The organism is Acinetobacter dispersus (assembly GCF_009884975.1).
Taxonomy (GTDB): Bacteria; Pseudomonadota; Gammaproteobacteria; order Pseudomonadales; family Moraxellaceae; genus Acinetobacter; species Acinetobacter dispersus.
In genome coordinates this window covers 3,792,347-3,816,142 of sequence record NZ_CP041970.1, presented here as the reverse complement: position 1 = coordinate 3,816,142, position 23,796 = coordinate 3,792,347, and the positions used below count along the sequence as shown (strand labels likewise).

Here is a 23,796-nt window from a genome sequence, read left to right as displayed (position 1 = left end):
CTACGCATTGAATAGCCATTGCTCAATGCCTTTTGGATAAACAGGATATTGAGTGAGTGCGATTTGTTCTCGACTCAGCCACTGTGCGATATAGCTATGTCCATTGGGTTCACAACCCTGTATCTCATGTTGCTGATATATATACGAGTCTACAAATTCAGCATCATATACAAACACAATTTCATGACCTTGCTGCCCATCAAAGCTAAATAGATTTTCCATGACGCAGACAAGTTTAGGTTGTGTCAGCTGCTGCTAAACTTCTTCCAAAACCTCTCTTTCAATTGCCTGAATAGATGTTTCCCCAAACTCGATACCACCACCGATCGGTCTGAAAAAATGTTCATCCTTGTTGGGATCATACGCTTTTGCAAGCAACACCTTTTCATTATGACGAAATAGGCATAACGCTTTTGCTCGAATAGACGTCATTGCACGGCCTTAATCTGTTCTAAAAATTTTACTGCTTGTTTTGGGGAAGTCAGACGAATAAACCGAATATGCTGATAGTCAGGATTCTGCATCAAATCGAAATATTTATTACGATTTTTAGGATAGGATTTAATTAACCAGATAAAAATAGATTCTTTGGACAGCATCAATTTTAAACTTTCCCGATTATTTGAATCTTTCCATAACTTTTTCCGACTGATCACACGCCCGAATGTACGCTTGGTCAAACGATATAAATTGATGTGAAAGGAATAATCTAACCAGATGACGGTATCTACTTTCTCCATCATCATTGGAATAGTGCGGGTATAAAGTCCATCAATGACCCACCCTGTCGCTGCATTTTCCATGGCGTTTTTTAGCTTCAAAAACAAGGCTTCATTTGTCGATTCTTGCCAATCATCCAGCCAAAGTAAATTATCAAGTTCGATATATTTTAATTGTTGTTTTTGCGCCAAATGTCGGGCAAACGTCAATTTACCTGAACCTGTCGTACCAATAATATTAATGAACTTCATTTGTTATGAGTACAATAAAAAGGCATGTGAGTTTAAACAACTTACATCGGCCTGTGAACCAGTCGATGCAAGTTATAAACCAATTACTTATCTCTTGCTGCTTGAATCAGTTTCTCAGCATTGTCCCCAGTCACCTGCCAAGTGAGGCAACGCACGCTGCCCCCCATTGGACAAACACTTTCAGCATTTACGGGAATGACTTTCTTGCTAGTATTTTGCTTGATGATCGTTAATGCTTTTTGGTCATGCGGCATATTAAAGGTTGGCACATAAATATTGTTCTGTGTGACCGTGGCATTCAAATTCACACCACATGCAGACTCAAAACCTTCCCACTGCCCTTTGGGATTGGTCTTATATTCAACAGGCACTTCCACAATCTTTGCAGTTGGAAATGAAGCCTTTAACTCCTTCATTACAGTTGTTCTAAATGATGGTGTTTTTGAATAGTCATTCACAAGCAATGTATTTTTATCCACCCAACTGACCATACCATCTGAATGCGCCAGTACTTCTTCATCTGGCTCTAGAATGGCAACTTCAGTTGCACCCAGCATGGCTTTTAACTCTTGTTTGGCCTCGTTATAGCTAAGCTCATTATCTTCCATGAAACGTGTTGTGGTAATGACACGACCCGCATAGTCATCAACGAGGTTCCCCCCATCAATCATCAAATCAGTTTTAGCTCTTTGAATTTGATAACGATCCGCAAACTGACTAAAACTTTTTTGCACATCTTTACTTTGTTTCTTGGTCATCGAGGCCCAAGTATAAGTAAATTGCACTGGTTGCATTGGATTGACTGTGGTGAAGTCGCGCATCCAGATATCACGGACATCATCTACCAGTAAAATATCTTCAGGCACTTTGCCCGTGAAATAAGGCTTGGTATCCTCATCCACCAAAATCACGACATTATCATTGCCCAAAATCGATTTTGCATAATCAATCTGAAAATCTACAATTCGTTGAAAAGCGGATTTGTAATAAGGATCATGTACAGAAGGCGCAGACAACACCAATAACATTCTGTCGTCAGCGACTTGATTTGAATAGGTTTGGCTCACCTTGTTTTTATCCTCGATTGCTTTGTTATTTTCAATATTCCGTCCAGATGAATCACATCCAAAAAGTGACAAGATCAATGCCATAACAGCATAGTGACGCTTTAATTTTATCATGTGCTTTCGCCCATCTTTTCTATCAATCATTTCCAAATGCTAGTCTAATCGAAGATCTCACAAGACAAGTAAAAGAATACCAAAATTAACGCTTGGCTTGATCACTCATGCAATCTATCAAATTGGCGAAAAGCATCAAACTTGCCAATGTTTATCATCATTGCACTGACACTTAAATTGAGTACACTCGATAAACAACAATTTTAAGGTGATACAAGGAAAACCTATGAGCGAGGCCTACATTATTGATGCCATTCGCACACCACGCGGAAAAGGGAAAAAAGACGGCTCACTTCATGAAGTCAAACCGATTACTTTACTCACATCATTATTGAATGAATTACAACAACGCCATCAACTTGATACGTCAAAAGTCGATGACATCGTCTTAGGTTGTGTCACACCGATTGCTGACCAAGGTGGTGATATTGCTAAAACTGCTGCCATTGCAGCAGGTTGGAATGATGATGTTGCTGGTGTGCAAATCAACCGTTTCTGTGCATCTGGCTTGGAAGCAGTCAATTTGGCAGCACAAAAAGTCCGCTCTGGTTGGGAAGATATCGTTGTCGCAGGCGGTGTGGAGTCCATGTCACGCATCCCGATGGGCTCTGATGGCGGCCCTTGGGCACTTGATCCTGAAACCAACTTAAAATCTTCTTTTGTACCCCAAGGCGTTGGTGCAGATTTGATTGCCACTTTAGACGGCTATAGCCGCGAAGATGTCGATACGTTTGCAGTCGGCTCACAACAAAAAGCAGCGGCAGCACAGGCCAAAGGTTATTTCGATAAATCCGTCGTTCCTGTTAAAGATCATTCGGGTGTACTGATCTTAGAAAAAGATGAATTTATTCGAGGTGCTACCACCGTTGAAGGCTTGGCAAAACTGAATGCCAGCTTTGAAATGATGGGACAAATGGGCTTCGATGCAGTTGCGCTACAGAAATATCCAGAAGCACAAAAAATTAACCATGTGCATCATGCGGGCAACTCATCAGGCATCGTTGATGGTGCTGCAGTGGTGTTATTGGCTTCTGAAAAAGCCGTCAAAGAACAAGGCTTAAAACCACGTGCCAAAGTACTTGCAACGGCATTGGTGGGCACAGACCCGACCATCATGCTCACGGGTCCTGCGCCTGCTGCACGTAAAGCCTTAGCCAAAGCTGGCCTAACGATTGATGATATTGACCTATTTGAAGTCAATGAAGCCTTTGCGGCCGTGGTGATGCGTTTTATCAATGAACTGAACGTTCCAGCTGAGAAAGTCAATGTGAATGGCGGTGCAATTGCGATGGGCCATCCACTCGGTGCAACGGGTGCCATGATTTTGGGTACTTTGCTGGATGAATTAGAGCGTCAAGGTAAAAAACGTGGCCTAGCCACATTATGTGTCGGTGGTGGAATGGGGATCGCCACCATTATTGAGTTGGTGTAAGGAGCACAACATGAGCGCTATTAAATACGAAAAAAACGCTGACAATATTGTAATTCTTACCCTTGATTCATCTGGTCAGTCTGCCAATACCATGAATGCAGAATTCCGTGAATCACTCCAAGAAGTTAGCCAAAAACTCAAAACAGAAACTGATCTGAAAGGCATTATTTTCCGTTCTGCCAAGAAAACTTTCTTTGCAGGCGGTGACTTGGATGAGTTAATTCAGGTTCAACCTGAACATGCCACTGAGTTCTTCAAAATGATTGAAGAGCTCAAGGGTGACTTACGTGCGATTGAAACTTTAGGTGTACCCGTTGTTGCTGCCTTAATGGTACGGCGCTTGGTGGCGGTTGGGAAATTGCTTTAGGCTGTCATTACCGTATTGCCATCAATGATCCAAAAACCAAATTTGGTTTGCCTGAAGTGACCTTAGGCTTGCTGCCAGGCGGTGGTGGTATCGTGCGGATGGTACGTTTACTTGGCTTACAAAATGCATTTCCATTCCTGATGGAAGGTAAGCAATTTGGGGTAGATAAAGCAAAATCGCTCGGTTTGGTACATGACACTGCTGAGAACGAACAAGAACTATTAGACAAAGCCATTGCTTGGGTCAAAGCCAATCCAAAGTCACAACAGCCATTCGATGTTAAAGGCTACAAGATTCCAGGTGGCGATCCGAAAACGCCTGCGGTGGCACAAGTACTTGCGATTGCCCCTGCGATGCTACGTGATAAAACCAAAGGCTGTTATCCTGCGCCTGAAGCAATCATGGCGGCTGCGGTAGAAGGTGCACAGGTTGATGTAGATACCGCTTTGCGTATCGAATCGCGTTACTTTACGCAACTCACAGTTGGTCAGATTTCTAAAAATATGATCGGTACCTTCTGGCATGGTCTCAATGCAATCAAGTCTGGCGCAAGCCGCCCTGCTGAAGTTGCAAAATGGCAAGCCACTAAAGTCGGTGTATTAGGTGCGGGGATGATGGGTGCAGGCATTGCCTATTCAACTGCAATCAAAGGTATCCCTGTGATCCTAAAAGATGTCTCTGTTGAAAACGCAGATAAAGGCAAAGCTTATTCACAGAAACTTTTGGATAAACGTGTTTCACAAGGTCGTATGACCGCAGAAAAGCGTGACCAAGTTTTAGCACTGATTACTGCAACGGCAAATGCGGCGGACTTGCAAGGCTGTGACCTGATCATCGAAGCAGTATTTGAGAACCAAGAACTGAAAGCCAAAGTGACTCAAGAAGCTGAACAATATTTGGCTGAAGGTGGAATCTTTGCATCGAACACCTCTACCCTACCTATCACTGGTTTGGCGACGGCGAGTAAAGATGCTCAAAAGTTCATTGGACTACATTTCTTTAGTCCAGTCGATAAAATGCAATTGGTTGAAATTATCAAAGGTAAACAGACCTCTGCTGATACATTGGCGAAGGCTTACGACTTTGTTCAGCAAATTGCCAAAACCCCAATTGTCGTGAATGACAGCCGTGGCTTCTTCACCAGCCGCGTATTTGGTACTTTCATTCAAGAAGGGATGCGTCTACTTGCAGAAGGTGTGCATCCAGCCAGAATTGAAATGGCAGCACTGAAAGCAGGTATGCCTGTTGGCCCACTTGCCATTCAGGATGAAGTATCTCTGACCTTGACTGAACATGTCGCAGCAGAAACCCGTAAAGCCCTGCAAGCAGAAGGTAAAGATTTACCGAAAACCCCAGTGGATGAGGTGGTGCACACCATGATTCATGAGCTGAATCGTAAAGGTAAGGCTGCAGGTGCAGGTTTCTATGACTACCCTGAAAATGGCAAAAAGCATTTATGGGATGGGCTCAACCGCTGGCAGAAAGACAATACTATTTCTGAACAAGATATGATTGATCGTTTGCTATTTGTACAAGCACTGGATACTTTACGCTGCTATGAAGAAGGCGTTTTAGAATCTGTGATTGATGCCAATGTTGGCTCGATTTTTGGAATTGGCTTTGCCCCATGGACAGGTGGTGCCATTCAATTCCTGAATCAAAATGGCATTCAAAAATCATTGCAACGTGCCGAGCAACTGGCGGCTCAATATGGTGACCGTTTCACGCCACCAAAGTTATTGAAAGAAAAAGCACAGCAAAATACTGTGATTCAATAATCTCGATTTAGCCAAGCCAATTAAGGTCCGTATGGAACTCCTTGTCTGTACGGGCTTTTTTATGCGCTCGACAAAATCACAGCAAAACATCTGAGTAATGCATCACAATTTATGCTATAACTTTAGCAATTCTGCTTTATTTTTTTGCATCATTTGGAAATTTCTTATGTCTGAAAAACTCTGCCCAGAAACTTCGCCTTGGGGCTGGAAAGCATTAATTATCACCACAATTCTCAGCGTACTGTTTATGGTGATTTTCTACTTGGCTATTAATAATGAGCCAGATTATATGCCAATGAATCAAAAGAAAGCGGCTACCCCAGCTGAAATGTCACAATCATCAGTGACAACAGAAACAGGGGCAACGGAAGCACATCAACACAATCACTAAAGTGTTATTGTCGAATATGATAAATCCGTGTAAAACATGGGTTTATCATGATATTCGAGATTTTCAATGCTTCAACAAAATCGTCAGGCACTGGTCGTTGAAGGCGGTGGAATGCGCGGTGCATTCACCAGCGGTGTCTTAGATGCATTTTTACAGCAACAATTTAATCCCTTTGATCTTTGTGTCGGTGTTTCTTCTGGTTCAACCAATGTCGCCAACTACCTCGCTGCTCAGCAAGGTCGCACCTTACAAATCTATTTAGATCACTCTCTTCGTACCGAATTTATCCAATATCGTCGCTTTTTCAAGGGTGGTGACTTACTGGACTTAAAATGGATGTGGGATGTGGTAGAAAAAGAGCATCCGCTCAATCAAGCTCATCTATTTGCCAATCATCCTGAATTTTATATGGTATTGACCCATGCCATTTCAGGTGAAGCCACTTATATCAAAGCGTCCAAAGACAATATCTTAGAAGGTTTAAGAGCATCCAGTTCAATTCCTGTCTTAACTCGTCAAGCGGTTGAAGTCTTTGGTGAACCTTATTTTGACGGTGGTGTTGCAGATGCCCTTCCCATCCATTGGGCAGCGCAACAGCATGATGTATCTAAATTAATGGTGCTCAGAACACGTCCTCAAAATTATTATAAAGCCAGCAGTAAAGGTGATCAGTTCCTTGCGAAATACCTGTTTAAACAGCAGCGTGGTTTTGCACAAAGTTTATTAACGAGGACTCAACGTTATAACGATGCCGTCGAATTTACTCGCACACCCTCTGAACAGAAAATCTTGGAAGTTTGCCCACCTGATTTTAAAAATATGGCAGGTCGACTTTCAAAGAATAAAGCCAAGATCCGTTATAGCTATGATGTTGGGATAGAAATAGGTTTAAAGGCAATCGAAGACTGGAACAAGCTTTAATTTTTATACAAACAAATCCAATTTTCCTTTGGATGGCGAAGCGTTTTTTCTTAGTTCAACGATGGCAGCATCTTTGGTCTACGCGTCCCTATCCAAAGGGTGAGCCAATTTCTTATTCAAAATTTCCACTTGGCAAATCTGCCTCAAAAGGCGCAAAATCTAGTTTTATGTTTTGTTATTTTTGGAATTTATTATGAATAATCAACCATCCCCAAAAAAAGATTCAAATGAAGAAACCGTATTGGGATGGAAATTTGTCATTATTGTCGGTGTGCTCAGCACGATCTTTTTAAGCTTTTTCTATTTGGCCATGACCCAAGAACCTGATTATATGCCAGGCGCACAACGTAAAGCGCAACAACAGGAACATGCTCAAAATAGCTCTTCAGCGAGTTCTGAAGTGGCTGCCCAAACTCAGCAACAGCCATAAACTCAGTCCAATTCAAGCTCATTCACTTCATTCTGAATTTACTGTAGAAGTGGCATCCGCATTTCAATATGAGGGATGCCACATTCATCATATTCATCCCCTTGCACCACAAAACCAAGCTGCTGATAAAATGACATCGCATGGACTTGTGAAGACAAATACAGGAATGCACGTCCCTGCTGCTTCGCAAAGTCAATAATATTCAGCATAATCATTTGACCAAGACCTTGCCCCCGATAAGCCTTAAGCACAGCAACTCGCCCCACACTATTATTTTGTAATAATCGTGCTGTCGCAATCGGCTGATCCTGATCATAGATAACAAAGTGTTGTGAGATCGCATCTTGCTCATCCCACTCATCCGCTTCAGCAATACCTTGTTCCTGAATAAAAACCAATGTTCGGATCAATTTCGCATCTTGCTGTAATTGATCCCAATTTCCCTGTTTGACTTGGTACATCGTTTTCTCTGTTTTAATTAACACTTACAGCCAATATTCTCGACTGGCATCTGATCTTGCAATAATAATTCCAGACTCTGTTTTTCAATGCCATACATGGCTTTTAATGCTTGGATTTGCTGCATGATTTTGGCATCAGGTTGTTGAATATCTTTGCGCTTGGTCGCAAGAATCATTTTATTCTTACTAGTATGCTCCAAAGACACAAACTCAAAAACTTTGGTTTCATAACCATAAGCTTTAAGCAGTAATGCACGTAAAGTATCCGTTAACATTTCTGCCTGTTGCCCCGCGTGAATACCAAATTGCAACATCGGCTGTAAAACCTCTGGGCTTTGCAGTTGTGGACGAAGTTCTTTATGGCAACAAGGCGCACACATAATCATGGATGCATTGAGACGAATCCCAGTATGAATAGCAAAGTCAGTGGCGATATCACAGGCATGCAATGCAATCATCACATCTAACTTTTCTGGTTGATAACTACGAACATCACCTTCAAAGAAATCAAGATGACTAAAACCCGTCTGATCGGCAACATTCTGACAAAATTCAACCAAGTTTGAACGTAGTTCAACGCCCGTAATTAAGGGTGTCTTATGCTGCGCCTGCAAATAATCATATAAAGCAAAAGTTAAATAACCTTTGCCTGAGCCAAAATCAACAATATTCAACTCTTGCTGTGAAGCATCAATCTGTTCATACGCATGCGAAAAGATTTCAATAAATTTATTAATCTGTTTCCACTTCCGCGCCATGCTTGGGACAATTTGCCCTTTTTCATCAGTAATCCCGAGATGTTTTAAAAATGGACTTTGCTGTTGTACATAACGCTGTTTTTCACGATCGTGCTGCTGTTGTCCTACTTTGTCGACAGAGGCTTGCTTCTTCTGGCAATTCAGCATGGCTTTCTTTTTGTTTTTCTTAAGCTGAATATCTTGCTCCAAGCTAAATAAGTTGGCCTGTTTACACTGATTCAATAATTCAGCAATTTTCTCTAAACCTTCATCTATCGTATAGTTTTTGGTCACATCTTGCGTAGTATGGTGATATAAACAAGACAGCATTGCTTGTCCTTGCAGCTCAATCACACGAAAGCTTATCTTTTCTAGTTGCGCTATTTCACCTTTATATTGACTTAAGATAAGGCGATCAAAGCTTTTATTTTCAATAGATTGCTGGATATCCAAGAAAAACTGCTGTTCTTGTTCAAAAGAAAATTTCGGCGCAAACATAATGAAAACCTGACAAATAGAAACTAAATTTTAAAGCGTCTTACTTTAAAAGGGAAATTGCATTACGATACAGTTGTATTTTTTATGCAACCTGAAAGCTTGATGAACACAAAAACACTGCTGGACTATGACCCGAAAGAAGAACTGATTAATGCCTATAGCCATGGTATTGGTGCTGCACTGGCTTTAATTGCCTCAATCTTTATGATTATTAAGGGCCAGTATTTACCATTGGGACAGTGGATCAGTTTATGGGTCTATGGTTTTAGTCTTGTTCTCTTGCTTGCAAGTTCCATGCTGTATCACTTTGCTGTGGATGAACGTAAGCGTTATTGGTATAAAAAATTGGATCATACTGCGATTTACTATCTGATTGCAGGAACCTATACCCCATTTTTGAGTATCGCGATTCCAACCGCCAAAGCACATTATTTGCTGATTGCATTATGGACAATTGCGCTAATCGGTACACTGTTCAAACTGGTCTTTATTCATCGTTTCCAGAAAATTTCTTTAGCTGCTTATTTAGTTATGGGATGGTTAGCCGTTTTAGTGATGGATGATATGCAGCGCTATCTTTCCAAAGATGCTGTGCAACTGCTGATTGCAGGTGGTTTGGCTTATACCATCGGCACATTGTTTTATGCCTTAAAAAAGGTAAGATATACCCACGCAATTTGGCATGTTTTTGTGCTATTAGGCGCAGGATTACACTTTTTGGCAATCTACTGTTATGTATTATAAGTCCATATATAGCATTAAGTTTTCGAAGTAAAACTGCACATTCAAAAGGAATTTTCAAGACAACCGCTATTCTGTTTCTTGAATGAATAACATGAAGGTCTTGTATGTCGTCAAGCACTACGACTGCCACCCCAGAAGTGGCCAGCAATTCAAAAGTACGGGTATTATTTGCCAGCCTTGTCGGTACGACGATTGAGTTTTTTGACTTTTATATCTATGCCACCGCAGCAGTACTCATTTTTCCACATTTGTTTTTCCCAGAAAGTAGCGATGGCGCTGCGGTGCTCAAATCTCTGGCAACCTTTGCGATTGCCTTTATTGCACGTCCTATTGGTGCTGCGATTTTCGGACATCTCGGTGACCGAATCGGACGTAAAGCCACATTGGTTGCAGCCTTGCTAACCATGGGGATTTCTACGGTTTGTATCGGTCTGTTACCAACTTATGCACAAATTGGTCTCGCTGCACCACTATTGCTTGCCTTGTGTCGTTTAGGCCAAGGTTTGGGCTTAGGTGGTGAATGGAGTGGTGCGGTACTGCTTGCCACTGAGAATGCACCAGAGGGCAAACGCGCTTGGTATGGGATGTTCCCACAACTCGGTGCCCCGATTGGTTTTATCCTTGCAACAGGTTCATTTTTATTACTCAATGCTTTTATGTCTGAACAGGCGTTTATGACTTGGGGCTGGCGTATTCCATTTATCGCCAGTGCAGTATTGGTTTTAGTCGGCTTATATATCCGTTTGAAGTTGCATGAAACACCTGCCTTCCAAAAGGTATTGAATAAGCAGAAAGAAGTAAATGTCCCTTTCAAAGAAGTCATGACCAAACATTTTCCAATGTTGGTGCTCGGGACAATTGCAGCCATCTGTACCTTTGTCGTGTTCTATCTCACCACCGTATTTGCCTTGAACTGGGGAACCACAAAGCTCGGCTATGCACGTGGTGACTTCTTGGTGTTACAACTGTTTGCAACCCTCTGTTTTGCTGCCTTTATTCCCCTATCTGCAATTTTTGCAGAGAAATTTGGTCGTAAAAATACATCGATTGCAGTGTGTATTCTTTCAGCCCTATTCGGATTGTGTTTCGCACCGCTATTAGGTTCAGGTAGCCCGATTTTGGTGTTCTTGTTCTTATGTATCGGTCTTTCAATCATGGGCTTAACCTATGGGCCAATTGGCACAGTCCTGTCTGAAATTTTCCCGACTTCCGTTCGCTATACAGGCTCAGCTTTAACCTTTAACTTGGCGGGTATTTTTGGGGCTTCTTTCGCACCATATATCGCGACAAAACTGGCAGAAAGCTATGGTCTGGGTGCAGTCGGTTTATATCTCAGCCTAGCTTCGATCCTCTCTTTAATCGCGTTCTTACTGATGCGCGAAACTAAAAATGATGATGTAAACAACCAAATCTAATCGTCATTTTTTCAGATGATCTGTGCAAAAAACCAACTCAGATCATCTGAAATACCATTCAATTGCATAGTTTTTATCTTATAAAGTTGCTTTTATAACAGCATTCTTCCAAATATTTTTTATGCTAAAATAACCGCCTTCATTTTTTTTAGACGATTGTGTTATGTACGCAGTGATTATCGTTGCCGTATTTTTAATCAGCTTTTTATATACCTATTTCCGGGGTAAAGAAAGATTAAAAGCATCTCGACAATTATTTGACCATTCGACATTTTTAGCACCAGTGAACATGTTCATGACTGGTTTTTCTAAATTGCCGAACCAACCCTTCTTCGACGTGGCACAGTTTCCAGAACTGAAACCATTGCAAGATAATTGGCAAGTGATTCGAGAAGAAGCAATTCAACTGCAAAACCAAATTAAAGCGTCTGAAAAAAATAATGATGCAGGCTTTAACACCTTCTTCAAACGTGGTTGGAAACGTTTCTATCTAAAATGGTACCAAGACAGCCATCCTTCAGCACAGCAACTCTGCCCAAAAACAGTGGCTCTGCTGGAAAGCATTCCTTCGGTGAAAGCCGCTATGTTTACCGAACTACCATCGGGTAGTTATTTGGGTAAACACCGTGATCCTTATGCAGGTTCTGTACGTTATCACTTGGGTCTGGTCACGCCAAATAGCGATGATTGCTTTATTGAAGTCGATCAAGAGCGTTATAGCTGGCGAGATGGTGAAGCAACCGTCTTTGATGAAACTTTTGTGCATTGGGCTGAAAACAAAACTGATGAAACCCGTATCATCTTATTCTGTGATATCGAACGTCCAATGAAATGGGGCTGGGCACAAAAGCTGAATTATTGGTTTGGTCGTAATGTAATGTCTGCAGCTAGCTCACCAAATGATGATCAAGACAAAACTGGTTTTATTAACCGTATTTTCAAATATGGTTATGCGGTCCACCATTATGGCCGTGGTTTAAAAGAACGTAATCGCCCACTCTACTATGTGTCTAAGTGGGTGCTATTTGCTATTTTGATTGGCTTAATTTTATTACCAAGTTTTTTATAAAAATATTCTTCCATAAAAAAAGAGATGCAGTTGCATCTCTTTTTTTATTTTAAACAAATCGTAATTAATTTGCTTTTGCTGTCTGTGTACTTGCAGTTTGTGCAGCTGCAGCATTAGCCGCTTGAACAGCCGTCTCACCGATTAAAGCAATCTTGGCTTTCTCTTGGCTTTGTGCTGATAATGCAGGGTTAGATGCCACAATACGATTGATATTGGCAGAGTTTGCAGGTGCAATTGCTGCAGTTTGCAATACAATTGGGCGATTACCAGTATCACCTAGCGTATAGCGAATGCCAGTACGTGGGCTAATCACCGTAGTCACTTCACGTTTTATTTGCGCTTCTGCTGTATTTGTACCTTTTGCTGCCAACACTTTATCCACAGTCGTGGTTTGTGGCGCATCATTTGCAAATGCAAAACCAGATACCGCCGCACTTGCCAAAATTAAAAGTTGTAATGGTTTTTTCATTGTCTTCCCGCTTTTAATGCGAACTCAATCAAGATCTATAAGTCCAATAATGAAACTACAAAGCGTGCTTGGACTCAAGTAAATTCTCGTAAAAAAAGCAGAGACCAATGCTCTGCTTTTTTATTTCAGCTTAATCTAAGTCGAAGCTTAGATTTTACCGTGACATTGTTTGTACTTTAAACCTGAACCACAAGGACAAGGTGCATTACGACTTTCTGGTACTGGGAATGTATGGTCAACAACTTCTTCAGAAGCTGTGACTTCACCAGTGAGACCATCGACATCATCATGCTCGAAAGACAGACGCATTGATTCAGCCTGACGTTGTTGCTGAGCCTCAAGTTCCGCCAACTCTTCCGCAGTCGGTACATGCACACGAGATAAATCAGTCACCACATCTGACTTAATCACACCCAACATATTTACAAATAAGTTGAATGCTTCTTTTTTGTATTCTTGCTCAGGATTCTTCTGCGCATAACCACGTAAATGAATACCTTGACGCAGATAATCCATCGCTGCTAAATGATCTTTCCAATGGCGATCAAGTGAATTCAACATAAAGTGACGCTCTAGCATTGCTGCCGATTCATCACCCATTTGTTCACGACGTTGACGATAACGCGCAATCACTTCATCAGAAATACGTGCCACTAGACCTTCTTCATCTAAACGACGATCTTGGTCTAACCATTGCTGTACTGGTAATTCAATGCCTAAATCCGCATGCAAGGCATTTTCCAAACCTTCAATATCCCATTGATCATGGATTGACTCTGGTGGAATAAAGTTAGCAATTAATCCTTTGATCACTTCATGATGCATTTCTTCGATGTAGTCTTGTAGCGAGCTTTCAGCCAAAACATCATCACGTTGTGAGTAAATAATCTTACGTTGTTCGTTGTTTACGTCATCATACTTCAATAAGTTCTTACGAATATCAAAGTTACGTGCTTCAACTTTACGCTGTGCATTTTCGATTGAACGGCTTACCATTTTGTGTTCAATCGCTTCACTTTCTTGCAAGCCCATTGCACGCATCATGGCAACCACACGGTCACCTGCGAAGATACGCATCAAATCATCTTCAAGTGATAGATAGAAGCGAGATACACCTGGGTCACCTTGACGACCGGCACGACCACGCAGCTGGTTATCAATACGACGTGATTCATGACGCTCAGAACCAATGATATGTAAACCACCTGAACTTAAAACGTCTTCGTGATCTTTTTCCCATTGTGCTTGTAAGCGTGCTTCATCTTCAGGCGTTGAATTCTCGATTTTGGCAAGTTTCGCTTTCCAGTTACCACCGAGCAAAATATCCGTACCACGACCAGCCATGTTAGTTGCGATCGTTACTGCATTCGGACTACCCGCTTGCGCAATAATATCTGCCTCACGTTCATGCTGCTTCGCATTCAAGACTTCGTGATGGATACCTGCTTGTAATAACTTAGAAGAAAGGATTTCACTTGCTTCAATAGTTGCCGTACCAATCAAAATTGGTGCAACACCCTGCTGACGAATATTGGTAATTTCTTCAATAATCGCAGTGTATTTACCATTACGGTTTAAATAAATTAAGTCATTATGATCCACACGTACCATTGGACGATGTGTCGGAATAATCACAACATCTAAACCATAGATTTCTTTCATTTCCGAAGCTTCAGTATCGGCAGTACCTGTCATACCTGAAAGCTTTTTATATAGACGGAAATAGTTTTGGAAAGTTGTGGTTGCAAGCGTTTGGTTTTCAGGTTGAATTTCCATGCTTTCTTTGGCTTCAACCGCTTGGTGCAAGCCTTCTGACCAGCGACGACCAGGCATGGTACGACCCGTGCTCTCATCCACAATAATGACTTCTTCTTTTTGAGTCTGTGGATTCACGCCAATGATATAGTGCACGTTCTTTTGATAGAGATAATGTGCACGAATCGCTGCAGTCACATGGTGAACCAAATTCAAATTGGTTGCTGAATACAGGCTTTCACCTTCAGCCAACAAGCCCATTTCAATCAGTTTTTGCTCAACTGTTTCATAACCAACTTCAGTCATTTCCACTGAACGTTGTTTCTCATCCACCCAAAAATGTCCGCCATCAGCCACTTTCTCTTCTTTTTGAGGGCGCAATGTTGGAGGAATATTATTAATGAGCTGATAAAGATGAGATGAATCTTCACTTTGACCAGAAATGATCAATGGCGTACGCGCCTCATCAATTAAAATTGAGTCAACTTCATCGATGATGGCATAGCTTAAACCACGCTGTTTTTTCTCTTGTAGAGAAAACACCATGTTGTCACGTAGATAGTCGAAACCGAACTCGTTGTTGGTACCGTAAGTAATATCTGCGGTATAAGCTTGTGCTTTTTCATCAGGCATTTGCATGGAGTAAATCACACCAATGCTCAAGCCTAAGAATTCAAATAATGGACGGTTTAACTCAGCATCACGTTGCGCCAAGTAATCATTCACGGTAATCACGTGAACGCCTTGTCCGCTTAATGCATTGAGGTAACAAGCCAAAGTACCCATCAGGGTTTTACCTTCACCTGTACGCATCTCAGCAATTTTACCTTCGTGTAAGGTAATACCACCGATGAGCTGCACATCATAGTGACGCATGCCCATGACACGTTTTGCAGCTTCACGACAAACCGCAAAAGCTTCTGGTAATAATTTATCTAAACTTTCACCATTATTAAAACGTTGTTTGAATTCTGGAGTTTTTGCAGAGAGGTCTGCATCGTTAAGAGCAGATATCGTCGGTTCAAGCGCATTGATTTGTTCAACAATTTTACGCATGCGTTTGAGCTCGCGCTCATTTTTTGTACCGAAGATACCTCCGATCAGACTTGCCAACATGAATAAACTCTCTAATCCTGTTTGTTATAAGGTTTGTCAATTTCAACAAACCCTAGGTCGGTTAATTTTTTCTTAGCTGTTATTATGGAGTCAGAAATAAGAACTACAAGTGCTTTGCATCCAAACAGGTAAAAAAATCTGCGAGGCGATTCTGACATCACACAACCAAAGAGCGTTAATGTAGCAAATTTGCCCTTAACTTACATCGATTTGAATGTGTATTTCTGATCATTTTTTAGCATAGCTACGTATTGATATCTCAAAAACTCATAACAAAATGAAAAAACAATCTTTTTCTTTATAAAGCGAATGCTGCATATTGAATACAGACAGAAAACATAAAGAATGTATAGAGGACTGATCATGACATTACGTTTAGGCGACATCGCCCCAAATTTCCAACAACAATCAAGCCAAGGTGATATTGATTTTTATGGTTTTTTAGGGGATAGCTGGGGGATCCTTTTTTCCCATCCTGCAGACTACACCCCAGTCTGTACCACGGAACTTGGCTACACCGCAAAGCTAAAAGATGAGTTTAATAAGCGCGGTGTGAAAGCCATTGCACTTTCTGTAGACGATGTTGAATCACATCAAGGCTGGATTCAAGACATCAACGAAACACAGAATACTACTGTTAATTTTCCAATCATTGCCGACAAAGAACGTAAAGTATCTGAGCTGTATGGATTTATTCATCCAAATGCCAGTGAAACTCTAACTGTACGTTCATTGGTTATTATTGACCCGAACAAGAAAGTTCGTTTGATTATTACCTATCCTGCATCCACAGGTCGTAATTTTAATGAAGTATTGCGCGTAGTAGATTCACTACAATTAACCGATAAGCATAAAGTTGCAACACCTGCTAACTGGCAACATGGTGAAGATGTGGTGATTGTTCCATCATTAAAGGATGAGGAAGAAATCAAACAGCGCTTCCCTAAAGGTTACAAGGCCGTCAAACCGTATTTACGATTAACCCCCCAGCCTGAACTAGATTAAAGCGTATGCTTTAATCGCAGTGCAAGACAAACGAAGTACGTAGTAGAGGATAAACCCAAGCAGTAATAAAATAATATTAAATCTGAATAACATGCATCTCAGCCTATCCTCTGGATAGGCTTTTTTATATATAAGCTAAAATTGTTTTGGTATTTCTGAATCAATCGGTTATAAAAATAATTCGATCCGCTACACAATAAAAAAAGCATCATGATCTACAATATCCACCATCTACATTGCGGCAGCTTCTGCCCGACTTGTGCGCCATTATTTGGACAAAAAGGCTGGAAAGCACACCTCGTTTGTCATTGTCTATTGATTGAAACTGATCGCGGATTAGTGTTAATTGACACAGGTTTAGGGCTTCAAGACTATTTACATACCGAACAGCGTTTGGGCCGTTTACTGAAACAGTTTGGCTCAATTGTCCCGAATTTAAAACTCACCGCCATCCAACAAATTCAACAACTCGGTTTTAATGCGAATGATGTACAACATATTTTTGTGACCCATCTAGATTTCGACCATGCAGGCGGAATTTCTGATTTTCCTAATGCCACCGTACATCTGTTAGCTGCGGAATTTAATGCCACCCAATCACTCACAGCCAAAGGCAAGCTTCGTTATAAAATGGAGCAATTCAAACAACATCGTCATTGGAACTTTGCTGAACATAACGATGGAGAGCCATGGTTTAATCTACAAAAAGTTAAAGGATTACCTTTCTTTAAAGATGAAATTTTGATGATTCCATTGATTGGGCATACTGCTGGACACTGTGGGATTGCGATTAAAAAGGCTGATGGCTGGGTCCTATTCTGTGGCGATGCCTATTACACCCATTTGGAGCTCAATCCGAAAAATAAACTGAGAGCCCTAAATCTTACCGAACGCTTACTGGCCGAAGATAACCAACAGCGTTTGCAAAATCTGAAACAGTTACAATATCTCGCTCAACATGAGCCAAGCATTGAGTTAATTTGTGCGCACGATCCAGTCGAATTCAGTCGTTATCAGTAAAGCATATGAAAAAAACACTCATTACCGTTGCTCTTGTTTCAACATTAACGCTCAGTGGGTGCATGAAACACCCAAGTTTGGATGATGAACAACGCCCTAAAAACTGGGGAACGCTAATCTCCCATACACATAATTTTTATCAAATTAGCAATGATGTATTTCGTAGTGATCAGCCCAGCAATGAGCTCATTCCAAGCCTAAAAAAATATAATATTGATACGGTCATCAATCTCAGAGCTAGAAATGAAGATGCCAAAGTTTTAAAAGATCAGCCTTTTAATCTAGTGCATATTCCGATTTATACATGGGCCATTAATCGTCAAGATTTATTGCAGACCATGCAAGCGATTCAAACAGCTAAACAAAACAATCATAAAATTTTAGTGCATTGTTATCATGGCTCAGACCGTACTGGTGCAACGATTGCCATGTATCGGATTATTTTTGAAAACTGGTCAATTGAAGATGCAGTCAAAGAAATGAAACAAGGTGGATATGGCTTCCATGTGATCTGGAAAAACATTGATCACTTATTTACGCCTGAAAATGTAAAATGGATTCAACAGCAACTGCCTAATCCATCTCACTAAATATTGTAATTATTCTGGACCAAGCTCTATTTATTTAGCCAATAGAGCTTCGTAAAGAAACTGGCTTGTCCAATCAATAGAAATCAATCTGCTCAAAATTGCATGATCACCAAGCAAGTTTTACTTCCCCTTCTGGTTTTCAAAAACTGAATGAGCCAACCAGACCTTTAAAATTTCAGAATCTCCGCCATCACTATCCGTGACCAATAGGAATACTTCCCCATCGGATCTCGACTCTAACCAAGTAATCCCTTCAACTTTAATCGCAAGCGTTTTACCGTCTTCATCTTGAATCAAATGACTGAATAAAGCCTTACCATCTGGCGAGAACAGCAAAATAAAACTACCCAGCACATCACCATCGTCATAGGTATTTAATGTTTGCTCAACCGCTGCCGTGGCGGCAATTAGATTTTTATCCACAAAGAAATAGGCATCAGAAATCCCACTTGCAGCACCCTCAATCTCAGGCAAGTTGAGATTAAGCGAGTTGATAAACGCATTTTCTAACGATTTTCCTGCTTGAATTTCAGCTAAATCAAAAACTAAAACACCGTGATGGCGATTAATATTGCCACGTTGAAAGATATAGAAATGATGATGGTCTGAACAGATTGCTTCTATATTCAGTTCAGCTCCACCCGTTAATTCAACACTGTTCTCTAAAAAGTGATAATCGACTGCATCCAGAAAAATGCTGATTTGATTGTTAGATGGATTATAAAGTAATGCTTGTTTCCGATTTTCGGTAGAACCAGATCCCATCACCAGTAGTTGCTGTTGCCCATCCAAGGTTATGCAACTTAGTGCTTCAAAATCAGGCTTTTTTGCTTTGCTCAATACGCTAAATGATATTTGTTCAGACGACTCAGATAACGGAACTTTTTCAAAAACTGTTGCACCATCTATATTGTTGTTTCGATTGGTTTTTAATAAGTAACGAACATCATCACCAACAAAATAAACATCGTCCCCTATACAGGCGACACCAGACAATGCAATAACATCAGAATCTTGTGAAAAAACAAATCGTTCTAATATTCTGATCGCTGTATTCATGATCGCGAGTCCCCTATTTAATTTTAATGGAACACTCACAGCATAAATAAAGCCTGTGATGTGCTCCTGATTTGATCTAGGGGATGGTCAAGGTTTATCGTTGGTCAAGCGGAACCCAATCAATCACCCAAGCAGATTTCATATTTAAGCTTTCATCCGTTGTGATTTTCTTACGCGTGTTATCCGCAGTATCACGATCCTTAGCAGGACCAACCATAATACGGATTCCTTTAGAGGTCTGGCTGGTCGTTACCTTGTAGCCTTTAGCACGTAATTTCGACACAACAGCGTCTGCATTGGCTTGGTTTGCAGCCAAAGCCACTTGTACCATCCACTTTTTATCGCCATTTTCCATCAGATCGCGTGCTTTCTCAGCCTCAGCTTTCTTCTTGCTATCTTCGTCAGCTTTACGTTTTTTCTCATCAGCAGCTTTCTTCTCTGCTTCTGCCTTACGTTTATCTTCTGCTGCTTTCTTGTCAGCTTCTGCTTTGCGTTTATCTTCTGCGGCTTTCTTATCTGCCGCTTCAGCTTTACGCTTATCTTCCGCAGCTTTCTTATCTGCTTCTGCTTTACGTTTATCTTCGGCTGCTTTCTTGTCTGCTGCTTCAGCTTTACGTTTATCTTCCGCTAACTTCTTATCAGCATCAGACTTTTGTTGATCTGTTTTCTGTTGTTCAGCGCGCTTCTTTTCATCCGCTTTACGTTTTTCATCCGCAAGTCGTTGAGCCTTGGCTTTTTCATCTTCAACCAATTCAGGTGGAATATTATCCGAGCTTTCTTGAGCTGCAGTACGACGTGCATTAATCGCTGCATATTCTTCCGCAGCTTTACGTGCTGCTGCGGCTTCGGCCTGTTGCTGCATCTTTAAGAATTCAGCTGCACGCGCTTCTTGTTCTGCCACCGCTTTTTCACGTGAACGACGCTGTTCTTCCAGCAACCGCTTTTCTGTTTCCACATCGACAGCCAATGGTTGCAATGACACCATTTCGCTGTCTTGAGCTGGCTGTGCCGTTTTCGGCTTAGACTCAGTTTTGGGAATTGGATGAGTAACTGGAGCTTGCGTGTGATCTTGCTCAATTTCATCATTGCCCTTTAACAGCAATGCAGCTAATAAAACACCACCACCGAGTAGAACAACGCCGCCCATCCAACGTTGTTTGTTATTCATCGACATTCTTCTAAATACTCCCAGACCGCTTCTAAAGTATGAAACGAACCACAGACTAAAATCAGCTGATTGTTATTACTTTGTTTCAGCACAGTTTCAAACGCTTGCTGGATACTGCCGAACTCGTATACCTGTTGCCCTTGCAATGCATCATGGATCTGTTGCACTGGTGCGGCTCTAGGCACATCTAAATTAGCAATAAACCAATCTTTTACTGTTGTTTTTAGTAAATCGGTGACAGAAGCAATGTCTTTATCTGCCAGCATTGAAAATACTGCAACAACATCTGTGTACTGTTTATTGTATTTTAAGAATTTTCGCAACTGCTTCAATAAAAATTCGACGCCATGCGCATTATGCCCAGCATCAAAAATCACGGTTTTATCTTGGATTTGTCGTATTTCAAAACGACCTTGTAAGCGTGCTTGTTGAATACCTGTTGCAATCGCTGCTTGTGAAACTTCAACACCACTCGCCAATACAGCTGCAACTGCGGTAGAAATATTGTCGAGTGCTAACTGTCCCACAGGGAGCTGTAAGGTTGTACCAGAAGAAGCAAATGACCAAGTTTGGCCATCATTATTCTGCTGGTAAAAATAATCTCGATTCAAGGCATATAGCTGAGCTTGAGTTTCAACCACTTTATCTTGAATGGCTTGCGGCAGTTGTTGCTGACCCGCGAAAACCACTGGAATATTCGAACGAATAATCCCTGCTTTTTCAAATGCGATTTTTTCTATGGTGTCGCCGAGCCAATCTACATGATCTAGACCAATATTGGTAATTACAGCAATATCAGGATCGATCACATTGACCACATCAAGACGACCGCCTAGACCGACTTCAAGCACCCAAACATCACATTGTTGCTGTTTAAAAATCAAAAAAGCAGCCAAAGTGGTTGCTTCAAAAAAAGATAAACTTAAACCACATTCACGTCGTGCTTGATCGACTAGAACAAAAGCATCAACCAAACTTCGATCATCAACTTCAGCACCCGCCAACTTTACCCTTTCATTAAAACGATAAATATGCGGTGATTGATACAGGCCAACCTTGTAACCTTGCGCATTTAAAATCGCAGCCAAGGTTGTGGTGGTTGAACCTTTACCATTGGTTCCAGCGACGGTAAACACCTTCGCTTGAGGTTGCATCACACCGAGCTTTTCAGCAACGGGAATGACGCGTTCTAAACCTAGATCAATGCCTGTAACATGAACATGACCCCAATAATCGAGCCATGTTGTTAATGTGTCTGTTGAATGTGGAGCGAGTGGTTTCAAGGTAAATTCATCAGCTTAGCGACAAGTCTGTATACAGTATCACGTAATGCATGACGATGAACGATCTGATCGACCACACCATGATCAAGCAAATATTCTGCACGTTGGAAAGGTTCTTCCAGTTTTTCACGTACTGTTTGTTCAATCACGCGTTTACCTGCAAAACCAATCATCGCTTTCGGTTCAGCGATATGGACATCGCCGAGCATCGCCAATGAAGCGGTCACACCACCATAAACTGGATGGGTTAATACCACCAAGTATGGAACACGCGCTTCTTTCATTTTTTGGATTGCAGCCGCAGTACGCGCCATCTGCATCAAAGACAACATGCCTTCTTGCATACGTGCGCCGCCAGAAGCAGCAAAACAGATCATTGGTTGATGCAATGCGATTGCACGTTCAGCCGCTTGTACAAAACGGTCTCCGACTACGGTTCCCATTGAACCGCCCATAAAGTCGAAGTCAAATGCACACGCAACCAAGTCCAAACCTTTGAGTGAACCTTGCATAACAACAAGTGCTTCGGTTTCGCCAGTTTTGTCTTGTGCTTCACGCATACGATCTGGATAAGGTTTGCTATCCACAAATTTTAATGGGTCTTTGGCACTAAACTCCTGCCCCAACTCGCCATTCACTTGATCAAAGAACCAGTTCAAACGATCACGTGCACGCATCCGTAAGTGCTCATCACACTGAGGACACACATAGGCATTAAATGACATTGCAGTACGTGTTACCAGCGCATGGCACTCAGGACATTCAATCGTAGGCTCAGTAAAGGTCGCTTTAAATATCTGTTGTTGATCTGCAACCTGAATACCAGGGACATGACGCTCAGTCCAAGGTGTTGAAGGGTTAAGAACCTTCCCTGATGTTAACTCTTGACTCATACTAACTCATCGAGCGCAGCTCGAAGCTCCTTCACTTTATTCACTGTCTGTTGCGCAGCTTCATCCGCTGGCAATGTCGCAAAAGATTTAACGAAAGCACTTCCTACAATCACGGCATCGGCAACTTGACCCATCGCTTTTGCAGACGCAGCATCACTAATCCCGAAACCGACGCCTACTGGCACATTGGTCTTAGACTTAATTTTTGCAATACGCGCTGCTGCTTCAGAGGTATCTAAAGTTGCTGCACCTGTCACACCTTTGAGTGACACATAGTAAACAAAGCCGCTCGCCTGATTGACCACATGTTGGATACGTTGGTCGGTTGAAGTAGGTGCAAGCAAGAATATCTGATCCATTCCATTTTGTTGAAGAACTTCACCTAATTGCTTAGACTCTTCTGGCGGTAAGTCCACCAAAAGTACCCCATCAACACCGCACTCTTTCGCATAAGCAACAAACTTTTCATAACCAATGACTTCGACAGGATTTAAATATCCCATCAATACCACTGGTGTGGTTTGGTCTTTTTCACGAAAGGCTTTCACCATATCCAATGCATCTAAGGTATTGGTTCCACCTGCCAAAGCACGCTCAGCGGCTAAAGCAATCACAGGGCCATCTGCCATTGGGTCAGAGAATGGAAGACCCAGTTCAATGACATCGACACCCGCTTCAACCATTTGGTGAAGCAATGGAACGGTTACCTGTGGATGCGGGTCACCTGCCATAACATAAGAAACAAGCGCTTTACGTTGCTGAGATTTAAGCTGTTCAAAACGAGTGGCAAGACGTGACATAGGATTATGCTTTCCTGATTTATATAAATTAAGGAGTTGTTTGTAGTCATACAAAAACACTGCATTGTAACGCTATTTTTTGTTCATTGAACAGAGTTTGACGTGAATGCGACAGTGAATCTTACTACTTACAACAGCCTTGCTACATTTATCTATATTTTGAGTTTTTTCTCAATGATCAAAGCTTCCTAATTTTGGACTGTTCGCATTGCATTTTAGAAATCAGCCAAGCTCCTTTATACT

Annotated in this window: 21 protein-coding genes and 2 pseudogenes; 11 read left to right on the top strand and 12 right to left on the bottom strand. The window is 41.5% G+C overall.

Translation table 11 applies throughout. The features are described from left to right. The 3 genes and pseudogenes from FPL17_RS17735 to FPL17_RS17725 all read right to left on the bottom strand — a co-directional run bounded on the left by FPL17_RS17735 (position 1) and on the right by FPL17_RS17725 (position 2,152). A pseudogene (locus FPL17_RS17735) lies at positions 1-432 on the bottom strand (NUDIX hydrolase). After that, positions 429-971, bottom strand: coding sequence for an AAA family ATPase (locus FPL17_RS17730; protein ID WP_159886558.1), 543 nt, complete (start codon positions 969-971; stop codon positions 429-431). The pseudogene FPL17_RS17735 and the gene FPL17_RS17730 overlap by 4 nt, the downstream one beginning before the upstream one ends. Before the next feature lie 83 nt (positions 972-1,054). After that, positions 1,055-2,152 carry an agmatine deiminase family protein gene (locus FPL17_RS17725; protein WP_159886556.1) on the bottom strand — a complete coding sequence of 366 codons (1,098 nt, stop codon included), beginning with the start codon at positions 2,150-2,152 and terminating at the stop codon, positions 1,055-1,057. A 226-nt stretch (positions 2,153-2,378) separates the two neighbouring features. Here FPL17_RS17725 and FPL17_RS17720 point away from each other — a divergent pair, with 226 nt between their 5' ends. The 5 genes and pseudogenes from FPL17_RS17720 to FPL17_RS17700 all read left to right on the top strand — a co-directional run bounded on the left by FPL17_RS17720 (position 2,379) and on the right by FPL17_RS17700 (position 7,471). Next, complete coding sequence (locus tag FPL17_RS17720; protein ID WP_159886554.1) at positions 2,379-3,584, top strand: acetyl-CoA C-acetyltransferase; 1,206 nt, start codon at positions 2,379-2,381, stop codon at positions 3,582-3,584. Between the two features lie 10 nt (positions 3,585-3,594). Beyond that, a pseudogene (locus FPL17_RS17715) lies at positions 3,595-5,729 on the top strand (3-hydroxyacyl-CoA dehydrogenase NAD-binding domain-containing protein). Positions 5,730-5,895: 166 nt separating this feature from the next. Beyond that, positions 5,896-6,120 carry a hypothetical protein gene (locus FPL17_RS17710; RefSeq protein ID WP_005206131.1) on the top strand — a complete coding sequence of 75 codons (225 nt, stop codon included), beginning with the start codon at positions 5,896-5,898 and terminating at the stop codon, positions 6,118-6,120. Positions 6,121-6,186: 66 nt separating this feature from the next. Beyond that, positions 6,187-7,041 carry a patatin-like phospholipase family protein gene (locus FPL17_RS17705; RefSeq protein ID WP_159886552.1) on the top strand — a complete coding sequence of 285 codons (855 nt, stop codon included), beginning with the start codon at positions 6,187-6,189 and terminating at the stop codon, positions 7,039-7,041. 193 nt (positions 7,042-7,234) lie between these two features. Continuing rightward, positions 7,235-7,471: a hypothetical protein gene (locus FPL17_RS17700; protein ID WP_005206134.1), complete on the top strand. Its 237-nt coding sequence runs from the start codon at positions 7,235-7,237 to the stop codon at positions 7,469-7,471. A gap of 38 nt (positions 7,472-7,509) precedes the next feature. On the opposite strand, the gene FPL17_RS17695 is transcribed toward FPL17_RS17700, so the two are convergent. Then, positions 7,510-7,932 (bottom strand): GNAT family N-acetyltransferase, encoded by a 423-nt coding sequence (locus FPL17_RS17695; protein WP_159886550.1) that lies wholly within the window; start codon positions 7,930-7,932, stop codon positions 7,510-7,512. A gap of 17 nt (positions 7,933-7,949) precedes the next feature. Further along, positions 7,950-9,167, bottom strand: a complete 1,218-nt coding sequence (locus FPL17_RS17690) for a class I SAM-dependent methyltransferase (protein ID WP_159886548.1) — start codon at positions 9,165-9,167, stop codon at positions 7,950-7,952. A 102-nt stretch (positions 9,168-9,269) separates the two neighbouring features. Between FPL17_RS17690 and trhA the strand changes: the two genes are divergently transcribed. From trhA to lpxO, 3 genes are all read left to right on the top strand, one after another. After that, a complete protein-coding gene (gene trhA, locus FPL17_RS17685) occupies positions 9,270-9,911 on the top strand; it encodes a PAQR family membrane homeostasis protein TrhA (RefSeq protein ID WP_159886546.1) in 642 nt (213 codons plus the stop codon). Positions 9,912-10,015: 104 nt separating this feature from the next. Beyond that, positions 10,016-11,326 carry an MFS transporter gene (locus FPL17_RS17680; RefSeq protein ID WP_005208771.1) on the top strand — a complete coding sequence of 437 codons (1,311 nt, stop codon included), beginning with the start codon at positions 10,016-10,018 and terminating at the stop codon, positions 11,324-11,326. A 163-nt stretch (positions 11,327-11,489) separates the two neighbouring features. Next, complete coding sequence (gene lpxO / locus FPL17_RS17675) at positions 11,490-12,395, top strand: lipid A hydroxylase LpxO (protein WP_005208773.1); 906 nt, start codon at positions 11,490-11,492, stop codon at positions 12,393-12,395. A 64-nt stretch (positions 12,396-12,459) separates the two neighbouring features. On the opposite strand, the gene FPL17_RS17670 is transcribed toward lpxO, so the two are convergent. Both FPL17_RS17670 and secA read right to left on the bottom strand, forming a co-directional pair. Further along, positions 12,460-12,864 (bottom strand): thioredoxin domain-containing protein, encoded by a 405-nt coding sequence (locus FPL17_RS17670; RefSeq protein WP_005192975.1) that lies wholly within the window; start codon positions 12,862-12,864, stop codon positions 12,460-12,462. Positions 12,865-13,011: 147 nt separating this feature from the next. Continuing rightward, entirely contained in the window at positions 13,012-15,735 is a 2,724-nt protein-coding gene (gene secA, locus FPL17_RS17665) for a preprotein translocase subunit SecA (RefSeq protein WP_151715123.1), read from the bottom strand. A 363-nt stretch (positions 15,736-16,098) separates the two neighbouring features. On the opposite strand from secA, the gene FPL17_RS17660 reads away from it, so the two are divergent. The 3 genes from FPL17_RS17660 to FPL17_RS17650 all read left to right on the top strand — a co-directional run bounded on the left by FPL17_RS17660 (position 16,099) and on the right by FPL17_RS17650 (position 18,350). Beyond that, positions 16,099-16,740, top strand: coding sequence for a peroxiredoxin (locus FPL17_RS17660; RefSeq protein WP_159886544.1), 642 nt, complete (start codon positions 16,099-16,101; stop codon positions 16,738-16,740). 210 nt (positions 16,741-16,950) lie between these two features. Further along, positions 16,951-17,760: an MBL fold metallo-hydrolase gene (locus tag FPL17_RS17655; RefSeq protein WP_151715125.1), complete on the top strand. Its 810-nt coding sequence runs from the start codon at positions 16,951-16,953 to the stop codon at positions 17,758-17,760. Between the two features lie 5 nt (positions 17,761-17,765). Continuing rightward, positions 17,766-18,350, top strand: a complete 585-nt coding sequence (locus FPL17_RS17650; RefSeq protein ID WP_159886542.1) for a dual specificity protein phosphatase family protein — start codon at positions 17,766-17,768, stop codon at positions 18,348-18,350. A gap of 120 nt (positions 18,351-18,470) precedes the next feature. Here FPL17_RS17650 and FPL17_RS17645 read toward each other — a convergent pair whose 3' ends face one another. The 5 genes from FPL17_RS17645 to trpA all read right to left on the bottom strand — a co-directional run bounded on the left by FPL17_RS17645 (position 18,471) and on the right by trpA (position 23,553). Further along, positions 18,471-19,409, bottom strand: coding sequence for a DUF6929 family protein (locus FPL17_RS17645; protein ID WP_159886540.1), 939 nt, complete (start codon positions 19,407-19,409; stop codon positions 18,471-18,473). A gap of 94 nt (positions 19,410-19,503) precedes the next feature. After that, positions 19,504-20,583 (bottom strand): SPOR domain-containing protein, encoded by a 1,080-nt coding sequence (locus FPL17_RS17640; protein ID WP_151715128.1) that lies wholly within the window; start codon positions 20,581-20,583, stop codon positions 19,504-19,506. Next, positions 20,574-21,860, bottom strand: a complete 1,287-nt coding sequence (gene folC, locus FPL17_RS17635; RefSeq protein ID WP_159886538.1) for a bifunctional tetrahydrofolate synthase/dihydrofolate synthase — start codon at positions 21,858-21,860, stop codon at positions 20,574-20,576. The genes FPL17_RS17640 and folC overlap by 10 nt, the downstream gene beginning before the upstream one ends. Continuing rightward, positions 21,857-22,753 (bottom strand): acetyl-CoA carboxylase, carboxyltransferase subunit beta, encoded by an 897-nt coding sequence (gene accD / locus FPL17_RS17630; RefSeq protein ID WP_005192992.1) that lies wholly within the window; start codon positions 22,751-22,753, stop codon positions 21,857-21,859. Before accD ends, folC begins: the two co-directional genes overlap by 4 nt. Then, a complete protein-coding gene (gene trpA, locus FPL17_RS17625) occupies positions 22,750-23,553 on the bottom strand; it encodes a tryptophan synthase subunit alpha (protein ID WP_159886536.1) in 804 nt (267 codons plus the stop codon). Before trpA ends, accD begins: the two co-directional genes overlap by 4 nt. Positions 23,554-23,796 lie beyond the last annotated feature (243 nt).